14 protein-coding genes are annotated in these 12102 nt (G+C 49.5%); 8 read left to right on the top strand and 6 right to left on the bottom strand.

Going from position 1 to position 12102, the window contains the following annotated elements; genetic code table 11:
* Positions 1-75 precede the first annotated feature (75 nt).
* The 3 genes from V7723_RS15490 to V7723_RS15480 all read right to left on the bottom strand — a co-directional run bounded on the left by V7723_RS15490 (position 76) and on the right by V7723_RS15480 (position 2339).
* The gene (locus V7723_RS15490; RefSeq protein ID WP_335685395.1) at positions 76-894 is read right to left on the bottom strand and encodes a hypothetical protein; all 819 of its coding nucleotides are present in this window, start codon (positions 892-894) and stop codon (positions 76-78) included.
* Positions 894-1481: an STM3941 family protein gene (locus tag V7723_RS15485; RefSeq protein ID WP_335685394.1), complete on the bottom strand. Its 588-nt coding sequence runs from the start codon at positions 1479-1481 to the stop codon at positions 894-896. The genes V7723_RS15490 and V7723_RS15485 overlap by 1 nt, the downstream gene beginning before the upstream one ends.
* Positions 1482-1574: 93 nt before the next feature.
* A complete protein-coding gene (locus V7723_RS15480) occupies positions 1575-2339 on the bottom strand; it encodes a hypothetical protein (RefSeq protein ID WP_335685393.1) in 765 nt (254 codons plus the stop codon).
* Positions 2340-2639: 300 nt separating this feature from the next.
* Between V7723_RS15480 and V7723_RS15475 the strand changes: the two genes are divergently transcribed.
* Positions 2640-3113: a hypothetical protein gene (locus tag V7723_RS15475; protein WP_335685392.1), complete on the top strand. Its 474-nt coding sequence runs from the start codon at positions 2640-2642 to the stop codon at positions 3111-3113.
* A gap of 127 nt (positions 3114-3240) precedes the next feature.
* Positions 3241-3546, top strand: coding sequence for a gamma-butyrobetaine hydroxylase-like domain-containing protein (locus tag V7723_RS15470; RefSeq protein ID WP_335685391.1), 306 nt, complete (start codon positions 3241-3243; stop codon positions 3544-3546).
* Here the strand turns inward: V7723_RS15470 and V7723_RS15465 are convergent.
* A complete protein-coding gene (locus V7723_RS15465; RefSeq protein WP_335685390.1) occupies positions 3521-4591 on the bottom strand; it encodes a hypothetical protein in 1071 nt (356 codons plus the stop codon). The two genes, V7723_RS15470 and V7723_RS15465, sit on opposite strands and share 26 nt — an antisense overlap.
* A gap of 315 nt (positions 4592-4906) precedes the next feature.
* On the opposite strand from V7723_RS15465, the gene V7723_RS15460 reads away from it, so the two are divergent.
* Positions 4907-6058, top strand: a complete 1152-nt coding sequence (locus V7723_RS15460; RefSeq protein ID WP_335685389.1) for a TauD/TfdA family dioxygenase — start codon at positions 4907-4909, stop codon at positions 6056-6058.
* Here V7723_RS15460 and V7723_RS15455 read toward each other — a convergent pair.
* On the bottom strand, positions 6052-6411 hold the full coding sequence (locus tag V7723_RS15455; protein ID WP_335685388.1) for a VOC family protein: 360 nt from the start codon (positions 6409-6411) through the stop codon (positions 6052-6054). The genes V7723_RS15460 and V7723_RS15455 overlap by 7 nt on opposite strands.
* Positions 6412-6559: 148 nt before the next feature.
* Here V7723_RS15455 and V7723_RS15450 point away from each other — a divergent pair, with 148 nt between their 5' ends.
* From V7723_RS15450 to V7723_RS15430, 5 genes are all read left to right on the top strand, one after another.
* Positions 6560-7405: a hypothetical protein gene (locus V7723_RS15450; protein WP_335685387.1), complete on the top strand. Its 846-nt coding sequence runs from the start codon at positions 6560-6562 to the stop codon at positions 7403-7405.
* A gap of 414 nt (positions 7406-7819) precedes the next feature.
* A complete protein-coding gene (locus tag V7723_RS15445) occupies positions 7820-8314 on the top strand; it encodes a hypothetical protein (protein WP_335685386.1) in 495 nt (164 codons plus the stop codon).
* A 12-nt stretch (positions 8315-8326) separates the two neighbouring features.
* Entirely contained in the window at positions 8327-8644 is a 318-nt protein-coding gene (locus V7723_RS15440) for a hypothetical protein (protein ID WP_335685385.1), read from the top strand.
* Between the two features lie 188 nt (positions 8645-8832).
* Complete coding sequence (locus tag V7723_RS15435) at positions 8833-9708, top strand: EamA family transporter (protein WP_335685384.1); 876 nt, start codon at positions 8833-8835, stop codon at positions 9706-9708.
* Between the two features lie 22 nt (positions 9709-9730).
* Entirely contained in the window at positions 9731-10030 is a 300-nt protein-coding gene (locus tag V7723_RS15430) for a hypothetical protein (RefSeq protein WP_335685383.1), read from the top strand.
* A 139-nt stretch (positions 10031-10169) separates the two neighbouring features.
* Here the strand turns inward: V7723_RS15430 and V7723_RS15425 are convergent, their stop codons facing one another.
* Positions 10170-11747: a hypothetical protein gene (locus V7723_RS15425; protein WP_335685382.1), complete on the bottom strand. Its 1578-nt coding sequence runs from the start codon at positions 11745-11747 to the stop codon at positions 10170-10172.
* Positions 11748-12102: the final 355 nt, after the last annotated feature.

Here is a 12102-nt window from a genome sequence, read left to right as displayed (position 1 = left end):
TCTTCATGGATACAGCGCGTCGTCATCCACGCCTCCAGATCACTTCGGATAAAATATTTCCTCATGAGGATGACCCTAATTACTTACCGTCAAAGGCGGGAGATGTAGTTCGGTAATGGTATAGATCTCTAAGCTCGTCTTTTTGTAATTTCCTGTAAAGGTTACGCTCATGCGCAAGGACATTTGAGTAGCTACTCCGGTTTCTACGTCGAGCATCATCCACCCTTGCACGTCAAATTTAGGGAGCGAAGAGATGATACGGTAGCGCCCGTCTAAATTGACGAGAATTGAGGGGCGCTGACGGAATGTTGCCAACCCTTTTACTTCTCCCATTAGTTTGAGGCTAAAAGAAAAACCAGACGAGCTCATGCGGATTTCTTCTCGGTCCGCAAATAAGTTGTCGCCTGTTTTCAGGCCATCACTTCGATACACGGGCAAGTAAGCGGCTAAAGACTCTTCAAGTTCTTTTATCTTTTCTCTCTGTTTTTCTGTAAGGGCGGCATCTTCTACAGAAACCTCCGTATTCAGGATTTCCCCCGTCTCCTTCATGAGTTTCGTGACAGTGAGATCATATCCTTCAACTGTAGATGAACCCTGATACAAAAGATTATCGCCCATTTTGGTTATCTTTGCCGCGCTCTCAATGTGCGCAGCTTTAATTTCACTCCGACCATTAACAATAGTTTTAATAAGCATATCCGTCGTTTTTTTGGCGGTCGGGAAAGGCCGATACTTCATTATCATCGGGTCCGCTATCACGACATAGGAAGCGTAACGATTACTAAATTCCTCTTTGAAATCATTTACGCTTTTATTAGCCGTTGTGACGCAGGCACTTAAAGCAATAAAAGCAAGAAAAACTAAAATACTCTTTATACGAAACTCATAAATCATTATTTATCTTTCGAATTTGGATTTGGAATTGGCGCATATTTCTGATGGGCGGATTGCAGGGTGTCTAGAAGGTTGTTGCGGGAAATTTCAAACAGCAGGGGGGCAAGATTAAAATCACCTTTTGAGAGGCCTTTGTTGAGCCCTGATAACAATGCTGTTAGCCCGGTTTTTCTGTATTTGGACGGATTTTTTACTGTCAAATTGACAAAGTTGGCTGTGGGGAGCCATTTGGAATAAAAGGGGAAAAATCCGGAGGTCAAATATATGGTGTCAATATCTTGCCACGAAATTGTCTGGTTGAGATCCCGCCGCAGATAAAGGCCGTTTTTATCAATACGTATTTGTATTCGCCGATCCAGGATGGCTTTTAAATAAAAGAGTCCCAAAAATACAAATAAAATAAGGCCTGCCAACGCGACCCAACCTATTTCCTGTTCCTTTATGCCCTGAATAAAGCTGTTCAAAATATTACCGGGGTCAATTTTTAACAGCCAGAGACACGGAATTACAATCAGTACGGAAAGGGACAACAACAAGGCGCACTTTACCCGGCTATAGCGGATTTCCAAAATGGGCTCGTTATTCATCATTACTCATTAATCTGTACTCAACCTATGATGTTATGCTCACCACAATACAGCGCAGCGCCCGAAAAACGAGTTTTATTTCAACTCATTCAATCAAGAGGCGTTTTTATTATTATCCTCATGCCATATCTGCAGCTGCTGGATCCACCAATTTCTATCTGATGCTTGTTTGCAAAGTCTTGCTTGAAACGGATGAAATAAATATGTTGAAAAGCCTGCATAACCGAGAAATCTCCGCTGATAGGCAAGGAGCATATCGCCATTTTCTACGAGCATCTGATCGAGATACTCAAAGCTAAAAATACCGATTTTCTGAATGCCTCTTCTACTCTCTCTTCTCAAAGGCGCGGTATTTACGCTGATGTATTGATATGCCTGGCATTTTTCATTGCTCACGAATTTGGAAGCAAAGAGAGAAGGGCCCATTTCCATTTCCTGATAAAAGGCGTCACAATTTGGATCGTCTTTGGTCGAAATGTAGTAGCGAAAACGTCCAGTCTTTGACGTCATTAGATTAAGTGTAAAAGTTCTTATTTCATTCTCGATATACGCCACGGAACCGCTCAACAAAAAATCGATACAAATTTGTTCACATCCACGGGAATAGGTTAAGATCATTCCAACATCAGGAGTAGGAGACGAGACGACATGAACGCCTCCCTCTCTCGCGCATAACATTTTCTGCGCTATGTTGCTGGCTATCAATTCTGAAAAAGGAAGTATTGCCAAAATAAGCGGAAAAAAATATTTGTAGAATATCTTTAATTTTCTACCGGTGACCCACCAGACAAAAACTTTCGATACAGCATACACTACCCCCATGTAGAGCAAGTATCCTACGATAACAAAAGCACCCATGTTATTGCCTCACCACTCAATTACCGCCATACCGCTGCCGTCTGGCGCCGGTGCCAACAAAACCAACCCGCACAAAAGGGATTTAAAGGTCATCGGATTTTTCATTACTCATTACTCTTCACTCAACCTGTTCCGTTTTACCAATTACAATACGGGGCAGCGCCCGAAAAACGAGTTTTATTTCAACTCATTCAATCAAGAGCCGTTTTTTTGAACGGCGCTTAATATTGACACTTCTGAACGCCTCTGCTTTAGTTTTAATAGTATCCCGTTATTTTTATTTTAATCATAGATTGTATTATGTCAAAACGTGAAGCAGAACGAGATTTTCTGTATATGAAGTACTTCGTCACGATGTTCTTTTTTGTTGTGGCGGTCGGATTGGTAACTTATGCGCATAAAGATGGCCTCAAATATGCCCTGTTTCAGGTAGACGGCGAAGCCACGATCGGAATCGTTGAGAAAATACACATGTTACGCTCCGGTGACTATTTTCTTTCCTACAGGTTCACGGATCAGCAAGGCGAAAGACATGTTAAAAGCAGACTTGTGAACCGTTATTATCTGCATTTTCCAGAAATCGGCGGTGAAATCGGGGTGACCTTTTCCCGGCGCTATCCAGATGTCGCTGACCTTACGGTTCTGGTTCCGTATCTTAAACCCGCATTCTGGCTTATGACAGTTGGCTCGGCGGTGATTTTCCTGCTGGCTGTATCTTCTATTTTCTCAGTTCTTCAATTGGTCAGGCACCGCAAGGCGGATCGATATTATTGAAGACCTCGGCTCCCGTCTTTCAACCTCACATGATGTTCGTTTTCAGCGAAAAAACGGCGCATACGCGCTAGTCTCTGTTCGGAATGGGTGCATAGCTGGTGGTCTGTAGTTTGCGCGGGAGAGTGGCATGGATAGCGAGGTTCGCCAGCAAGGATCGTCCATCATTATTACCTGGCCGGATGGTCAGACAAACAACTATTCGTTTATCTGGCTGCGTGACAATTGCCAATGTTCCCGATGTGATCCGGCCACCCTGCATGAACAGCTTTTAGTCACCGCTGATATTGGTCCGGACATGGCGGCTGCCCAAAAATTCCCGCTGTTCAGTTTTCCTGAACAGCGGAAGTGGATGCCCCATGATAAAGCGAGGGAGAGCCGTCAACTAGAGCGTGCGGTCAGGCTGCAAATTAAGCAACCTTATCGCCAACTCTGAAGGCGCGAATGACGTTTCGGCGGAGGACATTTTCGGCAAGATCTTTCCCCAGTTTTTCGGTCAATTTGGCTTCGAAATATCGATAGACATAGGTATTATCCCGGTCATATTGCCAAACAGGGGGGTTAACAAAAACCGAGGCGTCGGCGGAGACGATGACCTGATCGGGATGTTTGTCCGTAATATTTGCGATGCGATCAAGCATGGAGGCATCGTCGGTGGGGCCATTGAAAAACGGATCTGAATCGGCGCTGATGGCGTCAAACTGGACGGTTGCGCCACGTTTTACCATTTCCAGGTGATCTTCATTCTTGGACGGTTGTGAATGTCCCCAAACGAACCGGTCCAGTTTGAAACCCTCTGATTCCAGTGAGGCGGCAACATTCTTCGCAACGGCGGCTTTGGGGCAATGCAAGGCAATTGTACAACCGGTTTCCTTTGCGGCAATTGCGGCTGCGCGGTGAAAGGGGATTTCCGTTTCAGCAATGGCCTCGGTTGAAGCGGCGATCTTGATAAATCCGGCGCGGATTTTCGTACCATCAATTCCCAGGGTCAGTTCGCGAATAAAATGGTCGGCAAGATCCGGGACGGAAAGATCCGCCATGGCCGGGGGAACAAGGCTTTTGTATATACCGGTCGGGCAAACAATATTTAAACCCGTTGCCCGTGACACATGGCGGAGCAGCAGAATATTTCGGCCGACGCCAATATTTGTCCATTCGATCAGGAGATTGACGCCCTGGCCTTTCAATTCTTCTGCGCTTGTCACGCTGGCTCCCAGGGCAGCTGACCAGTCGACATCCATATACTTGTCGTCATTTGGTCCATGGAAATCGACGAATAGATGCTCATGTGCCATGGCTTTCTGGATATCCGCTCCCATGACCGGGCCCGTTACGGTTTCCAGGACCAAATCCTTGACGTCCGCGGCAAAGGCAATTGTCGGATACGCAATCCCGGACATAGCCAACGTGCCCAGGGCGGCCCCGGTTCCCTTTAATATGGATCGTCTGGAAATTCTGGGGTCATTTATAGATTTCAACATTAAGTTCCCTCCCTCGTGAGATTCTATTTTCAAGGCTCGTTGGCCCGTCAATTAAATAGACCAAATGAGATATTGGCGTCAAATCGCTTATAATTAAAATGTAAAGTAATATATAAAACAATAAGTTAGTCTATCATCAATGGCATACCAATAATTAAATTGGTATATTAAAGCTCTAGTGAAATGGAGATGCAGGCTCCTTGTCAGTCTTGGGGAGTAGATGTCCGTTTTCAGCGAGAAAACGGCGCATACGCGCTAGCCTGGGCCGGGAATGGCTGCATAGCTGGTGGTCTGTAGTTTGCGCGGGAGAGTGCCATGGATATCGAGTATCGCCAGCAAGGATCGTCCATTATTATTACCTGGCCGGATGGTCAGACAAACAACTATCCGTTTATCTGGCTGCGTGATAATTGCCAATGTCCGGCCTGTGTTCATCCCACCACCCATGAGCGGTTATTGTTCACCGCCGATATCGATCCGGACATTGCGCCGGTGGCGGTTTCGGGCGGGCCGACAGACTTGAAACTCATCTGGAACGACGCGGGCGGGCATGAAAGTCATTTCACCGGGGAGTGGCTGTATCATAACTCCATGGCGGCGCCCAAGGGCGGCACGGTGCGGACAAGTGCGGTGTTGTGGAATGCCGAGAGCCTCAATGAAATTCCAACCTTTGATTATGCGGAGGTGGCGGGCGATGACGCGGGCTTGCTCCGTTGGTGTGCGGCGCTGCGGGCGTTCGGTATTGCGCGCATTCGCGATGTGCCGCGCGCCGACGGGACTGTCGTGCAATTCGCCGAGCAGGTGGGCTATGTGCATGACACCATTTACGACCGGCTGCATAACGTGTTCTCCGATCCCAATGCCTATAATCTTGCCTCCACGTCGGAGGAGTTGAAACCGCATACGGATATGCCCAATTACTTCTCACCGCCCGGCGTGCAGCTGCTGCATTTCATTGATAACGAAGCGGAAGGCGGGGAGACCACCTTGGTCGATGGCTATGCTTGCGCCTTGCAATTGAAGGAAGAGGATCCGGCGGCTTATGAGATCCTCGCCAGTACCGATGTGGGATTTCGTCTGGCCAGCTCGAAAGGCGATATCATCGGTCAATCGCCGATGATCGAGCTGAATAACCGCGGTTTTATCTCGACCATTCGCTATTCCAACCAGTTGATGCTGCCCCTGCTTATTCCGGGCGAAGAGGTGACGGCTTTCTATGATGCCTATCGCAAGTTCAGCCGGTTACTGACCTCACCGGATAACCTGGTCAAATTCAAGACCTGGTCGGGCGATATGATTGCCACCCATAACCACCGGATCCTGCATGGCCGGGCCGAATTTAAACCGGCCTCCGGCGCCCGGCATTTACAACTGGCTTATCTGGATTTTGATCTGGTGATGAGCCGGCTCCGACAACAGCGATTGGCGGATATAGGCGAAGACTGGTCGGTGGAGCGGTTCTACTGATCCGGCAGATGGGTGAGCACGTTGAGCAGCTTGCCGAACGGATCGCGGACATAGAACCGGCGGACGCCCCACGGCTCATCGACGGGCCCATATTCTATTGTGATGCTGGCGGTGTGGACCCGGTCTAATATTTCGTCAAAATTATCCACTTCAATGGACAGGTCTGGGACTTCCGTGCCCGAACCGCCTTCGGTGGCGATGCTGAGTTGCACGGGGGCTTGTTCGGAGCTGCCGAAAGTGGTGATCCAACCCAGATCCATCATTTGGTTGAGACCGAAGATTTGACCATAAAACGCCTTTGCTGTGCTTAAATCCGTGGCTTTGATATTGCTGACAATGCGTTTAACGGCCATTTCCTGCGCTCCCGGGACAGCGGGGCCGATACAGGCAAGATCCTGTAAAAATTCCCCTAAATCCGCCCAAAATTAACAATTTGTTTATCCTGTTTCTCTATATTCGCCAGCATAACCCGAATTCTATTCAAAGGTAACAGGCGAAAATATGGCTGAAATTGCCACTCCTTTTGCAGAATATGTCATCCAGACTCTGGTGTCAGAGAGCTGGCGCAGCTTCGATCGGTATGAGACGGAAGACAGCGCACAAGATATCGCCCGCCAATTGGTTGAGGACTGGGGCGGTGCCCGGGTTCGCATTCTGGGCGGATATTTCTGCGATGAAAAGAACCGCAATGTCTATCACCGGGTTGAGATTACGGACGCCCCGCAAACCGGGCTGTTCCATAAATTCGCCTTGGCAAAAATGTCTTCCTCCAAAAAATTTATCGGCGGTTCCGCTGTCAGCGGGGCGCTGCTTGTTGGCAGCTTGATCCTGTTCGCGGCCCTGCCACCCTTTACATCACTCGCCGATGACGGCCAGAAAACGGTGTCAACACCGGCGGTTTCTGACCCCGAAGAAAAATCAATCGCGACCCCGAAAAAACCGGCAGCCCCGGTTGTTGCGGCGATCGCGCCCCCGCCAAAACCCGTTGATTTACAAGCCAAATTTCTTGAAATCGCCAATGTCCCTTATGGCAGGGTGAAGGATTTTAAGGCGGCGCCCATTCGTTTGCGGGGTCCGTGGAGTATCGAATGCTGGAAACATCCGGAAATGCTGGTGATCCGCGAACATAAACTGGATCAGTCGCCGGTTAAAACCAGTGTGCAAGATACAACGGCCTTTAGCACCGTCTGGCAATCCGGACAGCGTTATGGGATCCATCTGGAAGATGGTTCAGTTTACATCCTCGATTTGGTGTCTTTTGACCAGATCAAGCCTTTGGGTAGTTTGTCGCAAGACGGTGATTTCACCGCCGAGACCAAGGACAATGTCCTTAATCGCTGTATTTAGAAACCCGGGTTTCAGGAGTATACACATCAACTGAATTCAGTAGAGAAACACGTCATCTGGATTAAGGCCTCTAGAAAGCCGCTACCCGGAAAACCACCCCTTACATCATAATAGATTACGCGTTGGAGGACTCTGATATGCTTGCCGTATCGCGAAGCTGTCTTCGGGTACCACAAGGGATCACTCGATCATTGAGGGCAGGGCGCTCGGGTCCAGATGGCCCGTGTTAAAAAAATCTTCCTGTCTCAACGTGAGGGCGTAATCATAGCCGACTAACACACCAAATGCAAGCTTTTTTTGAAATTACAAACGCGACAACAGGGTATGTGGTGTTTTTCAGGAGGCTTTATTTTCCGTTTTGTCGCAAGTTAAAGTAGTGCTAACTTGCTACAAATTACGATAATGGAGTGTGTGTTGCGGACCTTGTTTTCTCTCGTTCTCATCCTGTTGATTAGTGGCTGCGCGGCATCAACGATCGCGGAGGCGCCTGTTCCCGAGACTGCCGCTGCGACTCCCACTGTTACGGCGGCGCAGGAAGCTGTCCTTGCCGCCACTCAGAACCCGTTTTATACACCGCTGGTCGGCCAATATCTGGCAGCGGCAAACCGCGATCTGCCGAAAAAATATCCCCATGTTACTGTTGAGAAAGTCGCCTTTATAAACCGCGATCTTATCACCGTTTTCAAATATCGCTCTTTTGGATATAGTTTTGTACTTTTCGGTAATTCGGATAGCAATTATTGGCGGGAGATCCATACAATATGCCGAAATCCATTGTATTTGGATATGGGTCGGAATGGATATTTTTTTTACACACAGACTGTTGTTGAGAGGGAGGGCACTATTATTAAAAGCTCTTTAAGGCCCTTAAGGCGAGAAGAGTGCGCTGCCCGTGACTTTCTAACCTAAAGGATCTCCCTTATGATTTTCTCCGATTTTAAAGGCATCAAACCCGTCAAAGGTTGGTTGTGGTCGGTATTTATCCTCTCGGCCGCTGCGCAAGTCGTTGGCCTTGTGGGGTTTCTGACGGGCTTCACGGACGCAGACGGAAAACTGGATCTAGCCCTGTTCGACTGGCAACCGGCTCCGTTAATCTATGGTGCTGTGCTGTGGGGGAGCTGGGCCGCGACCATGCTGTTTCTGTGGCGATCGGGCGAGACGCGGAACAGAAGAGGTTGGGCGGCTGTCTATCTCAGCACACCCGTCGCACTCTGCTTGTTTTATCTACTGACTGCCTGACGAAATAAAACTGAGATCATTGTGCAGGGTGAAATCGGACGCGTACGTGTTTGATTTTCGTCGCTTAGGGTATCCACTCCCTTTCAGGCCGCGTGTCGCGATAATCTTTGCGACTGGATTGCCAATAACGGATAAGCTATCTGTAAATCTTTTCCGCGTGAAAAAAATAGAAAGTGCGGTGCGTGCTGATGGAGCCAAATATCGTCTTGCTGGTTTTGGTGTCGGCCTTTTTGCACCCGCTGTGGAACCTTTTGATCAAGAAAAGTTCCGATCCGCAATTTGCCTTTATGTTTCTGACCTTTACCATTTCTGCCTGCGGGTTGATCCATGGTCTTATTGTTGGCGTGGATTTTTTTGCGGTGCTAGATGTTCTCCCGCTCATTGCGATCTCGGTATTTGGGCAGCTTTTATATGGCAACGGCCTGACCGCGACCTTGAAGCGCGGGGATTTGTCGATGTATTACCCGATCATTCGGGCCTCCCCGGTCGTTGTCGTGGCCATCAGCGTTGTGTTCCTGGGTAAATCCTATCCGCTCGTCATTCTGCTGGGAATTCTACTCGTTGTATGCGGTGTTTTCCTGATTCTCTATCGACGGGGATCGAATTTTCTGGACAACCCATCCGCCCTTGGTTTTGCTTTGCTCGCCTTGATGGGTACCGGATTATACTCGCTGTCCGATGCCGAGATGATGAAAAGCATTTCGCCGCAGGCCCTGATCTTCGTGATCGATGGGGTGATCGCCCCCATATATGCCCTGCAATGGTATCGAAGCCGGCAGGCCGGCAGCGCGGCCCCGCGGGAGCGGCTATCGGTCTCTACGCTGTGGTCGGTAAACACCCTCTGGCTGTTGGTGCCGGGGGGTATCTGCTATGCCTCGTATTTCCTGATATTGCTGGCTTATCAGCTGGGCGGTGACGTGGCGGCGGTCACCGCACTACGTCAGGCGTCGATCCTTATTTCCGTGGCTCTTGGCGGCATGTTCCTGCGCGAAGGCGCCATCTTAAGACGCTTTGCGGCGGCGGCGATCATCGTCGCCGGCATCGTGGTGATTGCGCTTAATTGATTTTCAAACTAAAGGAGGCCTTATGATTTTTTCCCGGCAATATCGGATCAAGCCCCTCAAAGGCTGGATGCCGTCACTTCTAGTCCTCTACATAATTGCGCAGGTGGTAAGCCTTGTGGGATTTCTGGATGGCTTTACGGGCGCCGAGTTCGACGGGCGCGCGGCGCCCTTAATCTTTGGCGTCGTGTTGTTGGGAACCTGGGCCGGGGCACTGGTGTATCTGCTCAAATCGAAAGAGTCGCGGCAAGTCAAGATCGGGGCGGGTGTCCTGCTCAGTACACCGGCTTCACTTTGTTTGTTGTATTTAGCGATGGTTATATAAAAAAGGATTTGTAGGAACGAAAAGATCTTTGATATTCAACAGCAACACCGTCGGCGTTGGCGATGCGGCGGCTCAAGGCAAAGCAATCACAGCGACACATATCGTGGATATATAAAGGACCCGAAAAGCTTCTTTGTTGTTATACCTTTTGCCCGTTTTTAAAACTCATATCCCCTTCTATCTCGGGTATCCCGAGGTCGGAATTACCGTTAATGATGACATTGTTGCCGATATGCTTGGATATATTTCGTAAGAGATCACCGACGCCTTGGCCACAGGCGGAAAAGACCACTTTTGCACCGGGGCACAGGGCTGTTTTAAGCTTGTCGAGCAATGCCTCGGTTTTCGAGCCTGCCGTGACCTTGCCATTGGCATCAAAATCGTCAGTACTGAGATAGTCGCTTCCCATTTTGATTCTACTGCCAACAACTGTCCCACTGCCGCTGCTGGAAACCAGGGCGCCGCCATGGCTGAAAATCTGCAGATATTCCAGACAGTCATTGCGGGCGATAATTGGATCAAGGATATCCGTGCAAAGTTCCTTCATGTCATCCATGTAATCCGGTCCGGCCAGGATCCAGGCAAGGGGATAAACCCACCATTCATCTGTCATCCACACGGTTTCGCGAATGCTTTTCTGGACGCTGGCGGCGCTTGCACTGGGACCACCGGTGGCGAACAGGATGCTGGTCAGCGGCAGGGTTCCTGGTATGCCGTCAAACCACAGCCCATTAAACCGGTCATGGACGAAATAGCCGCTGCGGGGGCCCATTTCACCGAAGACAGTCATCCGGCCATGGCGGACAATAGCGGTTGACGGTCCGGCGGCTTTTTTGGGGTCGCCCTGGGCCACGGCGTCCTCAATTGCTAACAGTGTCTGACCAAGATCCGCGAGGTCCGTGAAGAAATTTTTAACAAAGAATTCCGCTACTAGATGCTTGTCGTCCCCTTTAAGCGCATACCGACGAACGAAAACGGCGGGCTCATCGAAGCTGTCCTGGTCCAATGTGGTTGCCATCTGGTATTCGACATATTTATTGGAAACGACGGCCATCGACGGGGCCCCGATGGATACTGGCACCGACAAGGCGGATAGCGTTGGAGAACCTGAACGGAAATTCCCGTAAGACGAGCCGGTAAAGTTTGCAGGCAGGGAAGCCATCGCCGCGAATTCGTCCTGGGGTAGTTCAAGAGACGCCGTCTGGACCGTCCGGATTGTTCCGGTCAAGGTGCGATCCACCGGTGTGCTGTGGTGATGCATGTAGGGATTGTCCAGCGCGCCGACCGCCGTCGGTTCACAGGTATTCGTGGCACTACACGGCCCTATATAATAAACCTTGATGTCGAACGAAAGCTCGATATCCGTATCGAACAGGCCGTCACTTAACGGCCATTTGCCGTCAAGGGGCGGCAGCGTAGTGGTTCCTGTCGCCGGCGCTGTCGGTGCCGTACTGCCCGCCGGTGCAGGATCCCGAGCGGTAATGCGAAAGGTTTTTTTCGTTCCGGCAGTGAAACAGTTTGTGGCGATAAACGCGTCAGTATTATCCAGGATGATATCGTCATACGCCGGATCATCTTCCACCAATTCTATTTTGATGGCAAAGCACCCGTCTTTGTCGACTGTCACATCAAATTCAAGAAAAAATTCGTTGGCGGAAACTTTTTTGCCTTTTTTGGGTCGATCTGTAATTGCAACGGTTGTTGGAACGATATCCATTATGTCCTCCACGTCATTGTCAAATCCAGCAATATTGCGATTGCGGGTAAAGCTGTGAACTGGGCAGGCGTCAGTGGAGGGTCAATGAGGGACTTAATATTTGTGTAATATTCATCAACGATCCGTCGTCCTCGCCGGTTTCCAGAATTTCCACTCATACTTCGTACTTTAGAAAAACTTAACATACAAAACGGCGAATAACAATCATACCATCAGTTTCTTTCTAGCGCGGGATTGTCGTTGAGACGCCGCCTCAGGGCAAGCCGCTGCGGAGGCCGTTGTGATGGTGAGACAATCGCTGTTCTAGAACTTTCGTGGCGGCAGAGCATGCGGACAGACAGCGCAGGCGTTGCTG

The organism is Sneathiella sp., from assembly GCF_036960985.1.
GTDB lineage: Bacteria > Pseudomonadota > Alphaproteobacteria > Sneathiellales > Sneathiellaceae > Sneathiella.
Note: the sequence above shows the minus strand (reverse complement) of the source record. Positions and strands in the feature narration are given on the sequence as shown.